Source organism: Kitasatospora sp. MBT66 (assembly GCF_000710405.2).
In the GTDB taxonomy this organism is placed as follows: domain Bacteria; phylum Actinomycetota; class Actinomycetes; order Streptomycetales; family Streptomycetaceae; genus Kitasatospora; species Kitasatospora purpeofusca.
Map to the genome: position 1 here is coordinate 127,578 of NZ_JAIY01000015.1, position 17,066 is coordinate 144,643.

Below are 17,066 nucleotides of genomic sequence, written 5' to 3' on the forward strand. Positions count from 1 at the left end.
GGTGACGGCGAGCCTCGGCGACGCGCCCGGCCGGATCGTCAACGCCGTCACCGGCCACGTCTCCTGGGCCGAGTTCACCGCCGAACTGGTCCGGCTGCTCGGCTCGTCGAGCACCGTCGCGCACGGCCCGGACGCCGAGGCGGAGCTGCTGCGCCCCTGGTCCTACCGGGCCGACGCGCTGGCCGGGCCGCTGGCCCCGGAGCCCGGCGAGGACTGGCGCACCGTGCTCGCCGCGATGACGGCACAGCCCGCCGGGACGCACTGACGGCACAGCCGGCCCGGACGCACCGGCGCTCCGGCGGCGGCGCACGAGCCGCCCGCACGAGCCGCCCGCACCACCCGCCCGCACGAGCGGACACCCCGGGGCCCGAGGCCCGCGGGGTGTCCGCTCGTCGTGTCACGTCATGTCGCGTCGTGTCACCGGTGCACGCTCAGCCGCGGCGCTCCCAGCGGTAGAACTCGCGCGCCATCGCGTCCTTCGGCCCCCGCCAGGTGGCCGGGTCGTACGCCTGGACGTAGGCGGTCAGCGTGTCGCTGAGGGAGCGGAACTCGGGGTGGCCGACCACCTGGGCGACGGCCGGTCCGGGCGGCCGGTCCGCCTCGATGAGGTGCAGGTACACATCGCCGAACTGGAACAGGCTGCGCCCGGTGACGCCGATCAGGTGGGGGAGTTCACCCCGGTTGTCGGAGTCGGCGAAGGCCTCGGCGATCCCGGTGGCCGCGTCGGGCTTCATCCGGGCGACGATCAGCGCGCGGTGGATCCCGGTGGTCCGGTTCTCGGTCGTGGGGGAGGTCATGGCTCAGAGCTCCGCGGCCTTCTTCTCGACCTTCTCGCGGATCAGCTGCATCTGGATCCGGGAGTTGCGGTTGATGTGGTTGACCATGCCGTCGTCGTCGACGGGCGCGGTGGGCTTCATCGCGAAGTCCTGCACCCAGCGCATCCGGGTGCCGGACGGCACCTCCGAGTACTCCCAGTGGATCTCCATGAACTCGAACGGGCCGGGTTCGACCCGCCGGGCCCGCACCGCGAGCTCGGAGCGGTCGGTGGTCCGCTCGGAGACCCAGCTCCAGACCTTGCCGTCGTCGTCCGGGTGCATGGTCAGCCGGAAGGTGACCCGGTCGCCGTCGCGCTCCAGCACCTCGACCGAGGCGTACTCGCTGAACAGCTGCGGCCAGTTCTCCAGGTCGTTGGTGATCTCCCAGACGAGGTCGAGCGGGGCCGCGATGACGATCTCGTTGTCCGTGTGTCCTGGCATCTCAGGCACCCGCCTTCGCGGTCACGGCGGAGTTCACCAGGGCCAGGAACTCGGCCGGGGTCTTGGCCGACTCCGCGCCGTTGGTGACCTTCACTCCGTGCCGGTTCTCCAGCTCGCCGACCACGCCGAGCAGGCCGAGGGAGTCCACGCCGAACTCGTCGAAATCGGCTCCGGGCCGCTCCAGTTCGACCGGGTCGATCTCGACGCCGGCCCGGGCCCGGATGAGTTCCGCGAGTTCTGGATAGTTGAGGGTGTTGCTCACGGGGGTGTCCCTTCGTAGCGAGCTAGTGGTTGAGCGGTGGAGCGTGGGGCGGGCCGTGGGCGGGCCGACCGGCGGCGGGTCAGTCCGGTTCGCCGCGCCGCAGCACCAGCGCCGAGTTGGAGCCCATCAGCCCGCGGCTGAGCACCAGGGCGGTGCGCAGTTCGGCCGGGCGGGCGCGGCCGGTCACCAGGGCCAGGTCGTGGGCGACCTCGGTGACATTGGGGGTGGGCGGCAGGACGCCGTCCTCCATGGCGAGCACGGCGGCGACCGTGTCCAGCGGCGGTGCGCCGCAGTAGGCCCGCCCGGTACCGGACTTGGGGGCGGTGACCGGGACCCGCTCGGCGTAGGGGCCGAGCGCGTCCGCCAGCGCGAGTGCCTCGGCGCGGTCCGCGGCCGGGATGCCGAGGGCGTCGGCGAAGACCACGTCCACCTCCTCCGGCGAGATCCTGGCCCGGTCGAGGGCGATCCGGATCGCCGCCGCCAGGCCCTCGCGGGACTCCGCCCAGCGGGAGGCGCCGGTGAAGGTGGCGCCGTGCCCGGCGACGTACGCCCGGACCGCGGCCCCGCGCCGGCGGGCGGTGGCCTCGTCCTCCAGCAGCAGCATCGCGCCGCCCTCGGCGGGGGCGAAACCGGCCGCGTCGGGGGAGAACGGCAGGTAGGCCCGGTCGGGCCGGTCCACCAGGCTCAGTTCGGGGTAGCCGAGCTGGCAGACCATCGAGTACGGCGCGAGCGGGGCCTCGGCGGCGCCGACCACCACCGCGTCGGTGCCGTGCACGACGGACCGGGCGGCGTGCGCGATCGCGTCCAGTCCGCCGGCCTCGTCGCTGGCCACCACCCCGCACGGGCCCTTGTAGCCGCCGCGGATCGACACCTGGCCGGTGCTGGCCGCGTAGAACCAGGCGATGGACTGGTAGGGGCCGACGAACTGCGGTCCCTTGCCCCACAGTTGCTGGAGCTCGCCCTGGCCGAACTCGCCGCCGCCGGAGCCGGCCGCGGTCACCACTCCGACCGCGTAGGGGTGTTCGGGATCGGCGACGAATCCGGCGTCCGCCACCGCCTGGTCGGCGGCGGCCATCGCGTAGTGCGTGAACCGGTCGGTCTGCACCAGGTAGCGGCTGTCGATGACGGCCTGCGGGTCGAAGTCCCGCACCTGGCCCGCGACACGGAGCGGGAGGTCCGCACAGCCCTCGCGCGATATCCGGTCGAGGACGCTCACGCCCTGCCTGGTGGCCTTCCAGAAGGCATCGGCCCCGACGCCGTTCGGTGCCACCACACCCAGGCCGGTGATCACCGCCCGGCGTTCCTGTTGACGTGACGTCATGGATCTCACCCCGTTCTCGTGAGCACGACGGCGGACTGGAATCCGCCGAACCCGCTGCCGACCGAGAGGATGTGGCGCAGCGGGGTCTCCCGGGCGGTGCGCGGCACGTAGTCCAGGTCGCACTCCGGGTCGGGTGTCTCGTAGTTGGCGGTCGGGGGCACCACGCCGCGGTCCAGCGCGAGGGTGCAGGCGACCACCTCGATCGCGCCGATCGCGCCGAGCGAGTGCCCGACCATCGACTTGATCGAGCTCATCGGCGTCCGGTAGGCGTGCTCGCCGAGCGAGCGCTTCACGGCCGCCGTCTCGTGCCGGTCGTTCTGCTTGGTGCCCGAGCCGTGCGCGTTGACGTAGTCGACGTCGGTGCGGTCGACCCGGGCGTGGGCGAGTGCCTGGTCGATCGCCCGGGACATCTCCAGCCCCTCCTGGGTGAGGCCGGTCATGTGGTAGGCGTTGCCGAAGGTGGCGAAGCCCCCGATCTCGCCGTAGATCCGGGCGCCGCGCCGCCGGGCGTGCTCCAGCTCCTCCAGCACCAGGACGGCGCCGCCCTCGCCGAGCACGAAGCCGTCCCGGTGGGCGTCGAACGGCCGGGAGGCGTGTGCCGGGTCGTCGTTGCGTTCGCTGGTGGCCTTGATGGCGTCGAAGCAGGCGACGGTGATCGGCGAGATCGGCGAGTCCGAGGCCCCGGTGATGCAGATGTCGGCCCGGCCGTCCTCGACCGTCTGGAAGGCGTAGCCGATGGCGTCGAGGCCGGAGGTGCAGCCGGTGGAGACGGTCTGCACCGGTCCGTGGGCGCCGGTCCGCTCGGCGACGGCGGAGGCGAGCGTGCTGGGCGCGAAGGCCCGGTGCAGCTGCGGTTCGGCCAGCCGGTGGTCGACGTCCCAGCGGGCGCCGCCGGCGCTGACCAGGGCGTAGTCGTGCTCCAGCCGGGTGGTGCCGCCGACGGCGGTGCCGAGCGAGACGCCGATCCGCCACGGGTCCTCGGCGGCCAGGTCGAGTCCGGCGTCGCTGATCGCCTCGTCCGCCGCCACCATCGCGAACTGGACGTAGCGGTCGGCCCGTTGGACTTCGTCCGGGCCGAGCCCGTGGGCCGCCGGGTCGAAGTCGCACTCGGCGGCGATCCGGGAGCGGAACCCGGCAGGGTCGAAGAGCGTGATGCCGCGGGTCGCCGTCCGCCCGGCGGTGAGGAGGTCCCAGAACGCCGGGACCCCGACCCCACCGGGCGCGACCACGCCGATTCCGGTGACGGCGACCCGTCGGCGGTTCACGAAGCCACCTTGGCGTGTTCCGGCGGCCCGGCGTTGACCGCCGTCCCGGTCTCCTCGGTGTCCACGTGGCCGAGTTCGGGGCGCGGCGCCAGCGGGCCGAGGTGGAAGACCATCTTGGCCACGGTGTCGCCGACGTTGCGGAACCGGTGGCGCATGTTGATCGGGATCATCAGCCCCTGCTCGGGCTTGAGGATCCGGGTCTCGTCGTCCAGGTCCACCTCCAGGTCGCCGGTGACGACGAAGACGAACTCCTCGGAGTACGGGTGGTAGTGCTCGCCGATCCGCTCGCCGGGCTGCACGATGGCCAGCCCCATGAACCCGCTGGTGGCGCCGCAGGTGGCCGGGGTGAGCATGGCGCGCAGGTCGCCGCCGCGCCGGCGGTTCTCCGGGGCCTCGGAGACGTTCACGATCCGTGGGTACTGCGTGGACATGGTTTCTTCCTTCTTGCCGGGTGTTCCACCGGGTGGGCCGCCGGGTGCTGCCGGGCGTGCCGCCGGTGCTGCCGTGTTCTGCCGAGTGCTACCTGGTTCTGCCGGGGTTCCGGCCGGCGCCGCCGCGGTCGGCGACGCCCGGGCCGGGTCGGACCGACTGGGTGTCAGGCGTCCTGCGAGGTGCGGTCGGTGACCGGGTTCATGGCGCGCGCGGCGAGGAAGGCGCGCAGTCCGGCGTCGGTCCGCAGGTCGACCTCGGGGCCGAGGTCGAGCAGCCGGCCCAGGACGGCGGCCTCGCGCTCGCCGGCGATGCCGAGTGCCGCCGCCGGGTCCGCCTCCGGCGGCACCCGCAGGTCCACCAGCCGGACCACCACGTCGTCCCGGTGGAACACGGTGCTGGTCGCGACCGGTCCGGTCGGGTCGACGGTGGCCAGCTCGTCGTACTCGGCGAGGAGGTCGGTGACCGCCTGGCCGTTGCCGGGCTTCACCGGGTACAGCACGGCGTGCCGGTGCGGCCGTCCGGCGGCCGGGGTGCCGGCCACGGCCTGGTTCTCGGCGGGCAGCGCGGCCCGGGCGAAGAAGGCGCGCGCGGCCTGCGGGTCGCCCAGCTGGCGGGCCTCCTCCAGGTGCGGGTTGATCGCCTCCTCGACGGCCCGGACCTCGGGCTGCATGGCGACGTGCCGCAGCGCGTCGCCGAGGCTGCCGATCACCTCGACCGCGCGGACGACGCGGTTGCCGTGCATGAACAGCGAGGTGCGGCGCAGCCGGGTGGTCGAGTCGACCTCGGCCCGGGGGGAGGCGTAGCCGGACAGGATCCGGGCCACCTCGGGCTCGCTGCCGGGCTTCACGGTGAAGGTGAGCGCGTGCCGCACCACGCCGTCCGGGCCGGGGTCGGCCTTGGGCGGGCCGGCCTGTCCGGCCGGGGCGGTGCGCGGCAGGCCCTCCGGCACGTCGGCCGGAGCCCGGGTGCCGGTGGCGCCGGCGGCGGAGGTCTCGCGCAGGATCGTGTAGCGCATCGAGCGGAAGGTGTCGCTGACGCAGCCGTGCATCGGCTTGACCATCTCGCGGTGGGCCGGGCTGTCCACCCACTGCAGGAAGGTCTCCTGGTCCTCCCACTCACTGGTGATGAGCCACTGCCGGGGGTCGTTGATGGACTGGCAGAGCTGGTCGCTGACGTGGCCGGGCACGGTGGCGACCTGGTGGCGGAGCTGCTCGTAGACGTCCATGAAGCGCTGCTGGGCGCCGTCCTGGATCTCCAGCATCAGCACTACTCGCAGCCGGGTGTCGGAGGCGGAGTGCTGCCGCGCGGGCGGTTCGGACAGAGTCGTCATGATCCACTTTCTGCTTCTGGGCCGCACGCGTCGGGGGCCGCGTGCGGCGGCTCCGGTGCCGGAGGGGCTGGGCGGCCTCCGGCGGGGAGGGGTGCTGGGGTGGCGTCGGCCACCAGGTCTGAGGTCGATCGTGCGCGGTGCTCCCGGGTGGCGCGAGCCATGCGGGCCATCCGAGCGATGAAGCGCCAGAACGGCCCCGGCGCGGGGGACGGTAGGACCGGGCCGCCGTGTCCGCGGGCCCCTCCGAGGGTCGCGCCGAGCCCCGCATTCGGCCCCGAACTCCCGTACAGGCTGGAGCAATTGATGAATCCGAAGGTGGACGACCGGGTACCGGTCCTGATCGTCGGCGGCTCGTTGGTCGGGCTGTCGGCCGCACTCTTCCTGGGCCGACTGGGTGTCAGGCACCTGCTGGTCGAGAAGCACGCCGACACCTCGCGTCACCCGCGTGGCCGAGGCAACAACGTCCGGACGATGGAGCTGTACCGGGTGGCCGGCATCGAGGCGGCGATCCGCGAGGCGGCGTCCGTGCTGGCCCCGAACCACGGCATCCTGCAGGCCCCCTCGCTGACCGGCGAGGAGCAGGAGTGGCTGTTCCGCGAGATCGACCCCGGCGGGCGGCTGGCCCGCTTCAGCCCCAGCTCCTGGTGCCTGTGCAGCCAGAACGACCTGGAGCCGGTGCTGCGCCACGCCGCCCGGGACCTGGGCGCGGACATCCGCTTCGGCACCGAGCTGCTCTCCTTCGAGCAGGACGACGAGGGGGTGACGGCGCTGCTGCGCAGCCGGGAGACCGGGGAGGAGCGGACTGTCCGGGCGCAGTACCTGGTCGCGGCGGACGGCCCGCGCAGCCCGGCCCGCACCGCGCTGGGCATCGGCCAGACCGGCAAGGGCGAGCTGTTCCACAACGTCAGCATCACCTTCCGGGCGAAGCGGCTGGCCGAGGCGGTCGGCGACCGCCACTTCATCGCCTGCTACCTGACGAACCCCGAGGCGGACGGCGCCCTCCTGCCGGTCGACAACCGGGAGGAGTGGGTGTTCCACGCGCCGTGGCACCCGGAGCACGGCGAGCCGCTGGAGGCGTTCACCGACGAGCGCTGCGCCCGGCACATCCGGGCCGCCGTCGGGATGCCGGAGCTCGACGTCGAGGTGACCGGCAGGGCGCCGTGGCACGCGGCCGAGCGGGTGGCCGAGGGCTACTCCTCCGGGCGGGTGTTCCTGGCCGGGGACTCCGCCCACGAGATGTCCCCGACCGGCGCGTTCGGCTCGAACACCGGCATCCAGGACGCGCACAACCTGGCCTGGAAGCTCGCCGCGGTGCTCTGCGGCTGGGCCGGCCCGGGTCTGCTGGACACCTACGGGCAGGAGCGCCGCCCGGTGGCGCGGGTGACCAGTGAGCGGGCCTCGGCCCGGTCCGCCGAGCACAGCCACCCGGGCTACGCGGTGGTGCCGGGTGTCGGCCGGCAGGCCGGGGTGCTGGCGGTGGCGCTCGGCTACCGCTACCCGCAGGGCGCGGTGACCGGCACCGACCCGCAGGGCGCGGTGGTCCCGGAGGCCTTCGAGTCGGCGGGCGAGCCGGGCAGCCGGGCGCCGCACCAGTGGCTGCTGCGGGCCGGGGTCCGGCTCTCCACCCTCGATCTGTACGAGCAGACCATGGTGCTGCTGACCGGTTCGGCGGGCACCGCCTGGCAGGAGGGCGCCCGCCGGGCGGCGGACCGGCTGGCCGTCCCGCTGGAGGCGTTCCGGATCGGCCCGGACGGCGAGGACGACCTGGCCCCCGAGCCGGGCGAGGACTTCGCCGCCCTGCACGGCATCGGCCCCGACGGCGCCCTGCTCGTCCGCCCGGACGGCTTCGTGGCCTGGCGCGCCCAGGGCCCGGTGGAGGACCCGGCCGGGGAGGTCGAGCGGGCCCTGCGGGAGGTGCTCTCGCTGTAGTCGGACCGGGACGACCTGCAGTCCGATCGTACGACCTGTCGTCCGGCCGGGACGACGGACGGGCCCGCCGGTGCGTACCGGCGGGCCCGTCGTGCTGGGTGGCGGGGGTCAGTGGCCGCCCGCGTCGACCACCTCGACGTCCTCGATGTTCTTCTCGATGACCTCGGCGGGCAGGGCGACCCGGATCGCCCAGAAGTAGATCGCCAGCGAGAACGCGGCGACCGCGGCCATGTCCCACCACATCGGGATCCGGCCGGTGCCGTCGCCGAAACCGCCCTGCCAGGAGACCAGGCCGAGGCCCAGCAGGTAGACCGGCAGCCACTGGGCCGCCCGCAGGTCCAGGCGGGGGGCGTTCGGCAGGCCCTTGCGGGTCGCGTAGAAGGCGTAGCTGCCGAGCAGGCCGTAGCCGACCACGATGGCGATGCCCAGGCGGGAGAGGGTGTGCCAGCCGGACCAGTAGATGATCAGGCTGGAGACCACGAACGAGGCCGGGGCGATGATCGCGCCGCCGGGCAGGCGGTAGGAGCGCTCGCGGTGCGGCAGCCGGCGGCGCAGCGCGCCGAAGGCCAGCGGGGCGCCGGCGTACATCAGCACGCTGGCGGAGACGATGAAGCCGACCAGCTCCTGCCAGCTCGGGAAGGGCAGGAAGCAGATGACGCCGGTGACGAACGACATGACCAGGCCGAACCACGGGGTGCCGCGCTTGTCGACGCGCTCGAAGAGCTGCGGCGCGTAGCCGTTCTTGCTCAGGCCGTACGCGATGCGCGAGGTCGACGTGGTGTAGATGAGGCCGGTGCCGCCGGGGGAGACGATGGCGTCGAAGTACAGCACCCAGGCCAGCCAGCCCAGGCCGACCACGGTGGCGAGGCCGGCGAACGGGCCGTCGATGCCGGGGAAGTCCAGCTTGTCCCAGCCGTTGGCGAAGGAGGCGGCGGGCAGCGCGGCGATGAAGACGACCTGGAGCAGGACGTAGATGACGGTGCCGATGGCGACCGAGCCGAGCACCGCGCGCGGGATGTCGCGCTTGGGGTTCTTGCTCTCGCCGGCCAGCTGGATCGCCTGCTCGAAGCCCAGCAGGGCGAAGATGATGCCGCTGGCGCTGACCGCGGTGAGCACGCCCTTGACGCCGAACGGGGCGAAGCCGTGCGAGCTGAAGTTGGAGCCGTGGAAGTTGGTCACGGCGAGCACGAAGATCGCGAACAGCGGGACGAAGATCTTCAGCCAGGTGGTGGCGCTGTTGGTGCGGGCGAGCACCCGGACCCCGAGGAAGTTGACCGCGACGAACAGGCCCATCAGCAGCACGGCGACCACGAAGCCGCTGGCGGTGAGGGTGCCGTTCTCGTTGAGGAGGCTCTTCGCGAACTCCCAGTGCCCCGCGTAGCCGATCATCGCCTCGACCTCGATCGGGGCGACGGTGGCGGCCTGGAGCCAGGAGAACCAGCCGAACGACATGCCCGCGAGGCCGCCGAAGGCGTAGTGCGGGTAGCGCGCCGTGCCGCCGGCGACCGGGAACATGCCGCCGAGCTCGGCGTGCACGAAGGCCAGCAGGACGATCGCGACCGCGCCGATGCCCCAGGCGACGATCGCCGCCGGGCCGGCGACGACGACGGCGTTCTTGGCTCCGTAGAGCCAACCCGAGCCGATGATCGATCCGACCGAGGCCCACATGAGGCCGATCAGGCCGACCTCGCGCCGGAGCGAGCGGTGGGTGGTGGTGCCGGTGGTGCCGGTGCTCGATCCGGGCGGAGAGAGCTGGTTGAGGGAAGCCATGCGCAATCTCTCTGTGCTGTGGGAGCTCCGGCTGTACGGAGCGCGGAGAGTTGCCACACAGTAGGCGTATTCATAGACCTCTGCACAGATTTCATTACTGAATGTTTACCTACTTCGCGGGATATTCCCGCAGGTAGGAGGCCATGTGTTCATGTGCCCGTTACGTGACTCGTGAGTAGTTCCGCTATTTGAGCGCGAATTGAGCCTCGGTCCGTACTCGTGCAATATGGACGGCATCCCGGTTTATAGAAATCGGTCGGAGTGCATAGAAATACCGGCGCGTGGCGTGCCGGGGGCTGCCGCGTGCGGGCACCTAGCCTGGGGCGATGACCGACCGCCAGACCGGGCCGCGGCCGCCGGTCCGCTACCGACCGCTCTCCCCGCTGCGCGAGCACCTGCGCGAGTCGTTCTGGTTCGCCCCGCTGCTCGCCTGCGTCGCCGCCGTGCTGCTGGCCGGGCTGACCGCCGAGCTGGACGAGGCGGTGGTGAGCCAGAGCGTCGCCGACACCGGCTCGGTGGACGAGCTGCTGCGCTTCAACAGCGCCGCCAAGTCCGTGGTCTCCACGGTGAGTTCGGCGATGCTGACGTTCATCGGCGTGGTCTTCTCGATCTCCCTGGTGGCCCTGCAGATGGCCGCCAGCCAGTTCAGCCCGCGGGTGCTGCGGCTCTACGTCCGCAGCCGGCTGACCAAGGCCGCCTTCTCGGTCTGCCTGGCCACCTTCCTCTTCGCGCTGCTGGTCCAGTTCAGCTACGACGACTCCACCGACCCGGCCAAGCTCACCTCGGTGCCGGTCTTCTCCAGCGTGGTGGCCGTGGTCCTGGTCGTGCTCAGCCTCGCCCTGTTCGTGCTCTACGTGCAGTCCACGATGCGGCTGCTGCGCGTCCCGCACGTGATCGACCGGGTGGCCAACGAGTCGATGGCCGTCCTGCTCCAGTACCGCCTGATGCCGGCCGAACCCGCGCCGCCCGCACCCGCCGAGGCGTACACCCTGCTCCACGAGGGGCGCTCCGGCGTGCTGCGGGACGTCAACATCGGACGGCTGCTGCGGATCGCCCGCAAGCACGACGCGGTACTGCACCTGGTGCCGCGGATCGGCGACTTCATCGCCCCCGGGACCCCGATCGTCCGGGTGGCCGGCGAGCGCCCGCCGCGCTCGCGGCGGATCGCCCAGGCGCTCAACGTCGGCGTCGACCGCACCATGCACCAGGACCTGAGCTTCGGCTTCCGCCAGCTCGTGGACATCGCGATCCGCGCGCTCTCGCCCGCCGTCAACGACCCGACCACCGCCGTGCAGGCCGTCGACCGGATCCACCAACTGCTGGCGACGCTGCTCCACGAGAGCTTCGGCGACCTCTGCCACCGCGACCGGCACGGTGCGGTCCGGCTGGTCGAACCGGTGCCGGGGTGGTCCAGCATCGTCGACCTCGCCTTCACCGAGATCCGCCTCTGCGGCGCCGGCCACCCCCAGGTGACCCGCCGCCTGACCGCCGCGCTGGACGACCTGCTGCGCATCGCCCCGGACCTACGACGGCCCGAACTCCTGGAGCAGCAGGTCCTGTTGGTCCGCGCGGTGACCCAGGAGCAGGGCGACCCCGAGGTCCGTGCCTTCGCCCTGCGCCCGGACCGCCAGGGCATCGGCTGAGCGGCCCGGGCGCCGCGACGCGGGGTGACCCGGGGGCCCGGGGGCTCGGGTGCACCGGCCCGGGCCCCCGGGGGTTCTCGAGGGGGCCTCAGGGCACCGGCCGCAGGGTCGGCCGGGCCGGGACGAGGGCGCGGAGCACCAGATCGACGTGGACATGGGCCGCACCGGCCCGGAGCAGGGCGGCCGAGACGGCGCGCAGCTCCTCCGGTCCCGTGCAGGCCAGCCGGAGTTCCAGGTCGGCGCCGCCGGCCAGTGCCAACCCGCTCTGCACCGCCGGGAGTTCGGCGACCAGCCGGTCGAAGTCGAGCGGGACGGGCCCGAAGCTCACCCGGGCCAGGGCCTGGAGCGGCCGGGCCGGCTCGGGCCGGGGTGCCTCGGGAACCAGATGGAGTGCGCTCACCGGCGCTGCAGCTGCGCACCGGACCGGGTGGTGGGACGCCCGGCCGCCGGGCGGGCGGCGCCGGCGGCGGACGGATCGCCAGGAGCCGCCGTGACGGCCGGGGCGACGACCGGCGCGGCGACCAGTCGCGGGTCCAGGACGAGCTCGTCGACGCCGAGCGGCGCGGTGAGCGCCCGCAGCGCCGGTTCGCCGAGTTCGACGGCGGCCTGCTCCGGGCCGAGGAGCTCGGCGAGCGCACCCGCCGAGCTGAAGCCGACGGCGCAGCGGCGCCCGTCGCGCAGGCGGAAGAGGCGGAGGGAGGTGGTCCGTCCGGAGACGGTGACCGGGACGTGCCAGACGACGACGCGGGCCATGCGGGTGCTCCCGAGTGGTGGAGAGGGGCCTGCCGGAACTGCACCTCCGACGCTAGGACCGTCGCGGCCGGACGGAGAACCTTCCTGACGCAGCGTTGACCGAATGCAGCGCCGCGTTGACGAAGTCCTGACGGTCGGGTGCACCGCTCATCGGACGCCCTTCCCTATCCTTCCGTATCCTTCCCTGTGCCATAGTGGTTTGCGTAACGAAGCGACAAGGCGAAGGAGGCGGCCGGTGCCGGAGCACCCCCCGGAGTACTTCTCGGTCGAGCAGGTTGCCGAACTGCTCGGACTGCACGTCCGGACGGTCCGCGGCTACGTCCGCGACGGCAGGCTGCGGGCCACCAGGATCGGCAAGCAGTACCGGATCGCCCGCCGCGACTTCGAGTCCTTCGCCGGGGGCCCCGGTTCCGACGGCCCCGACGCCACCTCCTCCGGGTCCGAAGGCTCGCCGCCCGCGGCCCCGGGACCGCTGCACGCCGAGGCGTCCGCCGTGGTGCAGATCGACGGCATCGGCCTCCGGGAGGCCGCGCGGCTGTCGAACACCCTGCTCGCGGCGGTCTCCGGCCCGCGCGGCGGGGGTGTGCCGCTGCGGATCGAGACGCTGCACAACGAGGAGCGCTCGACCCTCAAGGTGATCGTCCTCGGCGACCCGGCCGACACCGCCGAGCTGCTCCTCCTCATCCACACCCTGACCACGGAGAACCGCCATGTCTGAGCCGCTCCCGACGCCCGCCCCCGCCTCCGCCCTCGCCGCCCCCGTGCCCGCGCCCTCGGCTGCCCCTTCCCCGGTCGTGGTGCGGCTGTCCGCCGACGGCCCGGTGGTCCGCGACCCGCGCGACGGCATGGACCTGCTCGGCGAGGCCTTCGCCGAGGACGCCGAATGGCTGGTCGTGCCCGCCGCCCGGTTCGGGCCGGAGTTCTTCACCCTGGGCACACGACTCGCCGGGGAGGTCACCCAGAAGTTCGCCCAGTACCGGGTCGGCCTCGCCGTGGTCGGCGACCTCTCCGCGTACACCGGGGCCAGCGGCGCGCTGCGCGACTTCGTCCGGGAGAGCAACAGGGGCCGCCAGCTGTGGTTCCTCGCCGACGAGGCCGAGTTCGACGCCCGGATCGACGCGCTGCGCGAGGCCCGGAACGGCGCCTCCCGGCCCTCCCGGTGACCCGTTCGGCTTGCCCCGCGAGGGCATCGGGCCGACCGTGGAGCTGATCCGTGCCGGGGGGAGGTGGAGCGGAGGGCCGGTCACGAGATATCTTGACGTCAAGACGTTGGAGACGTGAAGCGGAGTACCGATGACTGACTCGACCATCATCTATACGCACACCGACGAGGCGCCTGCCCTGGCAACGTACTCGTTCCTGCCGGTCGTCCAGGCGTACGCCTCGACCGCGGGCGTGAAGGTGGAGACGCGCGACATCTCCCTCGCCGGGCGGATCATCGCGAGCTTCCCGGAGCGTCTGACCGAGGACCAGCGGATCGGCGACGCCCTCGCCGAGCTGGGCGCCCTGGCCAAGACCCCGGGTGCCAACATCATCAAGCTGCCGAACATCTCGGCCTCGATCCCGCAGCTCAAGGCCGCCGTGGCCGAGCTGCAGGCGCAGGGCTACGCGCTGCCGGACTACCCGGACGACCCGCGGACCGACGAGGACAAGGACGTCCGCGCCCGTTACGACAAGGTCAAGGGCAGCGCCGTCAACCCGGTCCTGCGCGAGGGCAACTCCGACCGCCGCGCCCCCGCGTCGGTCAAGAACTACGCCAAGACCCACCCGCACCGCATGGGTGCCTGGTCGGCCGACTCCAAGACCAATGTCGCCACCATGGGCGTGAACGACTTCCGCTCCACCGAGAAGTCGACCGTGATCGGCGAGGCCGGTGCGCTGCGCATCGAGCTGCTCGCCGAGGACGGCACCACCACCGTGCTGCGCGAGTCGGTCCCGGTGCTGGCCGGCGAGGTCGTGGACGCCTCGGTCATGCGCGCCGCCGCGCTGAACGAGTTCCTGGCCGCGCAGGTCGCCCGCGCCAAGGCCGAGGGCGTGCTGTTCTCGGTGCACCTCAAGGCCACCATGATGAAGGTCTCGGACCCGATCGTCTTCGGCCACGTGGTCCGGGCGTTCTTCCCGCAGACCTTCGCCAAGTACGGCGCGGCCCTGGTCGCCGCCGGTCTGAACCCGAACAACGGCCTCGGCGGCATCCTGGCCGGCCTCGACGCGCTGGAGAACGGCGCCGAGATCAAGGCCTCCTTCGAGGCCGAGCTGGCCGCCGGTCCGGCGCTCGCCATGGTCGACTCGGACAAGGGCATCACCAACCTGCACGTGCCGAGCGACGTCATCGTCGACGCCTCGATGCCGGCCATGATCCGCACCTCCGGCCACATGTGGGGCCCGGACGGCCAGGAGGCCGACACCCTGGCCGTGCTGCCGGACAGCAGCTACGCCGGTGTCTACCAGGCCGTCATCGACGACTGCCGCGCCAACGGCGCCCTGGACCCGGCCACCATCGGCTCGGTCCCGAACGTCGGCCTGATGGCCCAGGCCGCCGAGGAGTACGGCAGCCACGACAAGACCTTCGAGATCGCCGCCGCCGGCACCGTCCGCCTGGTCGACGCCGCCACCGGCGAGGTCGTCCTGGAGCAGGCCGTCCAGCCGGGCGACATCTTCCGCGCCTGCCAGACCAAGGACCTGCCGATCCGCGACTGGGTGAAGCTGGCCGTCACCCGCGCCCGGGTCAGCGGCGACCCGGCCGTCTTCTGGCTGGACGAGACCCGCGCCCACGACGCCGTGCTGATCGAGAAGGTCAAGGCGTACCTGCCGGAGCACGACACCACCGGCCTGCGGATCGAGATCCTGGCCCCGGTCGAGGCCACCACGTTCTCGCTGGAGCGCATCCGTCGCGGCGAGAACACCATCTCGGTGACCGGCAACGTGCTGCGCGACTACCTGACCGACCTGTTCCCGATCCTGGAGCTGGGCACCAGCGCCAAGATGCTGTCGGTCGTCCCGCTGATGAACGGCGGCGGCCTGTTCGAGACCGGCGCCGGCGGCTCCGCCCCGAAGCACGTCCAGCAGCTGGTCAAGGAGAACTACCTGCGCTGGGACAGCCTGGGCGAGTTCTTCGCGCTGGCCGCCAGCTTCGAGCACCTGGCCCGCACCACCGGCAACGCCCGCGCCCAGGTGCTGGCCGACACCCTGGACCGCGCCACCGGCACCTTCCTCAACGAGGACAAGTCGCCGAGCCGCCGCCTCGGTGGCATCGACAACCGCGGCAGCCACTTCTACCTGGCCATGTACTGGGCCCAGGAGCTGGCCGGCCAGACCGAGGACGCCGCCCTGGCCGAGGCCTTCGCGGGCCTCGCCAAGACGCTGACCGAGCAGGAGGCGGCCATCGTCGAGGAGCTCGTCGCCGTGCAGGGCACCGCGGTCGAGCTCGGCGGCTACTTCCAGCCGGACCCGGCCAAGGCCGCGGCCGTGATGCGTCCGTCGAAGACGCTCAACGAGGCGATTGCCAACCTCGGCTGATCCCACCCGCACCGCGCACGACCCGGGAGGCCCCGGGAGTCCGTACCGACGGACTCCCGGGGCCTCCCGGCGTTCCACCGCCCGGGGGCGGCGGCGGGTTCAGTGCCCCTCGCTGTCCGGGCGGGCCTGCCGGGGCAGCAGGAAGGCGATCACGAAGGCCGCCGCGAGCAGTGCGGCGACCAGGCCGTAGGTCCGGCCGGCCGCGTGCCCGAAGCCGTCGGTGCGGGCCCAGCCGAAGAAGGCGGTGCCGAGCAGGGCGACACCCATCGAGCCGCCCAGCTGCTGCTGGGCGTTGAGGACACCGGAGGCGGAGCCGGTCTCGGACTCCTCGACCCCGGCCAGCGCGATGTCGAAGAACGGGGCCATGATCAGGCCGAGGCCGAGGCCGGCCAGGGCGAGTGCCGGCGCCAGCTGCCAGGACGTGAGGCCGTCGGCGCCGTCCACGGTGGCCCACAGGCCGAGCGCGCCGGCGGCGGCCAGCACCATGCCGAGGTGCAGCACCCGGCGGCCGTACCGGGGAGCCAGCAGGGCGCCGGAGAGCACGGCGCCGACGACCACGCCGATCGAGAGCGGGATCATCGACAGTCCGGCGTGCAGCGGTGTCCAGCCCAGGCCGAGCTGGAGGTGGAGGGTGAAGACCAGCATCAGGCCGGAGAGGGCGGCGAAGAAGACCAGCCCGGTGGCGAGAGCCGAGACGAAGGCCCGCTTGCCGAAGAGCGAGGGCTCGATCAGCGGGGTGCCGCCGCGGCGCAGGACGCCGCGCTGCTGGACGGTGAAGAGCCAGGCCGTCGGTACCGAGGCGGCCATCGAGAGGAAGGTCCACAGCGGCCAGCCGAGCTCGCGGCCCTGCACCAGCGGGTAGACCAGCAGCAGGACGGCCAGGCCGAGCAGGAGCACGCCGACCGGGTCGATCCGCCCGGTGCCGGTGTTGGTGCCGGCACCGGGGGTGCTCGGGGTGGTGCGGTCGGCGGGCAGGATCCGCCCGGCGGCGAACACGGCGAGCAGGCCCACCGGCAGGTTGATCAGGAAGACCGCCCGCCAGCCGAGGCCGAACCAGTCGGCCCCGGTGAGGTAGCCGCCCAGGGTCGGGCCGAGCACCGAGGAGAGCCCGAGGATCGGGCCGAACAGGCCGAAGGCGGCGCCGAGCTCCTTGGGCGGGAACATCGCCTTGATCAGCCCCAGCCCCTGCGGGATGAGCAGCGCCGCGAACAGGCCCTGCACGGTGCGGGCGGCGATCAGGGTGCCGGCGCCGGGCGCGGCCGCGCAGAGCACCGAGGCGAGGGTGAAGCCGGCCGCGCCGAGGACGAACAGGCGCTTGCGGCCGAGGAGGTCGCCGAGCCGGCCGCCGGTGATCAGCAGGACGGCGAAGGCGAGCGTGTAGGAGGCGGTGATCCATTGGATCTGGGCGTCACTGCCGCCGAGGTCCTGCCGGACGGCGGGGGCGGCGACGCCGACGATCGTGGTGTCGAGGAGGTCCATCACCTCGGCGGCGAGGATGACGGCGAGTCCCGCCCAGCGCAGCCGGTAGCCGGTGGACGGCGTTCCGGTGGGCGCGGGCGGGGCGATCTGACTGGTCATGGGGAGGTCTC

Annotated in this window: 17 protein-coding genes; 6 read left to right on the forward strand and 11 right to left on the reverse strand. The window is 73.0% G+C overall.

Annotation, left to right across the window (positions count from 1 at the left end; all coding sequences use genetic code 11):
* The coding region (locus tag BI06_RS35715) for a hypothetical protein (RefSeq protein ID WP_158516500.1) at positions 1–265 on the forward strand (265 nt) is incomplete at its 5' end.
* A gap of 166 nt (positions 266–431) precedes the next feature.
* Here BI06_RS35715 and BI06_RS35720 read toward each other — a convergent pair.
* The 7 genes from BI06_RS35720 to BI06_RS35750 all read right to left on the reverse strand — a co-directional run bounded on the left by BI06_RS35720 (position 432) and on the right by BI06_RS35750 (position 5,866).
* Positions 432–761 (reverse strand): TcmI family type II polyketide cyclase, encoded by a 330-nt coding sequence (locus tag BI06_RS35720; protein WP_030396296.1) that lies wholly within the window; start codon positions 759–761, stop codon positions 432–434.
* Positions 762–800: 39 nt separating this feature from the next.
* Positions 801–1,256: an SRPBCC family protein gene (locus BI06_RS35725; protein WP_043475302.1), complete on the reverse strand. Its 456-nt coding sequence runs from the start codon at positions 1,254–1,256 to the stop codon at positions 801–803.
* A gap of 1 nt (position 1,257) precedes the next feature.
* Positions 1,258–1,518, reverse strand: coding sequence for an acyl carrier protein (locus BI06_RS35730; RefSeq protein ID WP_030396294.1), 261 nt, complete (start codon positions 1,516–1,518; stop codon positions 1,258–1,260).
* 79 nt (positions 1,519–1,597) lie between these two features.
* On the reverse strand, positions 1,598–2,839 hold the full coding sequence (locus BI06_RS35735; RefSeq protein WP_030396293.1) for a beta-ketoacyl synthase N-terminal-like domain-containing protein: 1,242 nt from the start codon (positions 2,837–2,839) through the stop codon (positions 1,598–1,600).
* Between the two features lie 5 nt (positions 2,840–2,844).
* Entirely contained in the window at positions 2,845–4,104 is a 1,260-nt protein-coding gene (locus tag BI06_RS35740; RefSeq protein WP_030396292.1) for a beta-ketoacyl synthase, read from the reverse strand.
* Positions 4,101–4,535 (reverse strand): cupin domain-containing protein, encoded by a 435-nt coding sequence (locus BI06_RS35745; protein WP_030396291.1) that lies wholly within the window; start codon positions 4,533–4,535, stop codon positions 4,101–4,103. The genes BI06_RS35740 and BI06_RS35745 overlap by 4 nt, the downstream gene beginning before the upstream one ends.
* Positions 4,536–4,699: 164 nt before the next feature.
* Positions 4,700–5,866, reverse strand: a complete 1,167-nt coding sequence (locus BI06_RS35750; RefSeq protein ID WP_030396290.1) for a SchA/CurD-like domain-containing protein — start codon at positions 5,864–5,866, stop codon at positions 4,700–4,702.
* Positions 5,867–6,169: 303 nt separating this feature from the next.
* Here BI06_RS35750 and BI06_RS35755 point away from each other — a divergent pair, with 303 nt between their 5' ends.
* Positions 6,170–7,795, forward strand: a complete 1,626-nt coding sequence (locus BI06_RS35755; protein ID WP_030396289.1) for an FAD-dependent monooxygenase — start codon at positions 6,170–6,172, stop codon at positions 7,793–7,795.
* Between the two features lie 108 nt (positions 7,796–7,903).
* Here the strand turns inward: BI06_RS35755 and BI06_RS35760 are convergent, their stop codons facing one another.
* Positions 7,904–9,463: an APC family permease gene (locus BI06_RS35760; RefSeq protein WP_369826326.1), complete on the reverse strand. Its 1,560-nt coding sequence runs from the start codon at positions 9,461–9,463 to the stop codon at positions 7,904–7,906.
* Positions 9,464–9,891: 428 nt separating this feature from the next.
* Here BI06_RS35760 and BI06_RS35765 point away from each other — a divergent pair, with 428 nt between their 5' ends.
* Positions 9,892–11,208 (forward strand): DUF2254 domain-containing protein, encoded by a 1,317-nt coding sequence (locus tag BI06_RS35765; protein WP_030396287.1) that lies wholly within the window; start codon positions 9,892–9,894, stop codon positions 11,206–11,208.
* A gap of 88 nt (positions 11,209–11,296) precedes the next feature.
* Here BI06_RS35765 and BI06_RS35770 read toward each other — a convergent pair whose 3' ends face one another.
* The gene (locus BI06_RS35770; protein ID WP_030396286.1) at positions 11,297–11,608 is read right to left on the reverse strand and encodes a hypothetical protein; all 312 of its coding nucleotides are present in this window, start codon (positions 11,606–11,608) and stop codon (positions 11,297–11,299) included.
* Entirely contained in the window at positions 11,605–11,961 is a 357-nt protein-coding gene (locus BI06_RS35775) for an SAV_915 family protein (RefSeq protein ID WP_063795091.1), read from the reverse strand. The genes BI06_RS35770 and BI06_RS35775 overlap by 4 nt, the downstream gene beginning before the upstream one ends.
* 235 nt (positions 11,962–12,196) lie before the next feature.
* On the opposite strand from BI06_RS35775, the gene BI06_RS35780 reads away from it, so the two are divergent.
* The 3 genes from BI06_RS35780 to BI06_RS35790 all read left to right on the forward strand — a co-directional run bounded on the left by BI06_RS35780 (position 12,197) and on the right by BI06_RS35790 (position 15,477).
* The gene (locus BI06_RS35780; RefSeq protein WP_030396284.1) at positions 12,197–12,679 is read left to right on the forward strand and encodes a helix-turn-helix domain-containing protein; all 483 of its coding nucleotides are present in this window, start codon (positions 12,197–12,199) and stop codon (positions 12,677–12,679) included.
* Complete coding sequence (locus BI06_RS35785; protein WP_078880361.1) at positions 12,672–13,124, forward strand: DUF4180 domain-containing protein; 453 nt, start codon at positions 12,672–12,674, stop codon at positions 13,122–13,124. Before BI06_RS35780 ends, BI06_RS35785 begins: the two co-directional genes overlap by 8 nt.
* Before the next feature lie 130 nt (positions 13,125–13,254).
* Positions 13,255–15,477, forward strand: coding sequence for an NADP-dependent isocitrate dehydrogenase (locus tag BI06_RS35790; protein ID WP_030396282.1), 2,223 nt, complete (start codon positions 13,255–13,257; stop codon positions 15,475–15,477).
* Between the two features lie 99 nt (positions 15,478–15,576).
* On the opposite strand, the gene BI06_RS35795 is transcribed toward BI06_RS35790, so the two are convergent.
* The gene (locus BI06_RS35795; protein ID WP_043475304.1) at positions 15,577–17,055 is read right to left on the reverse strand and encodes an MFS transporter; all 1,479 of its coding nucleotides are present in this window, start codon (positions 17,053–17,055) and stop codon (positions 15,577–15,579) included.
* Positions 17,056–17,066 lie beyond the last annotated feature (11 nt).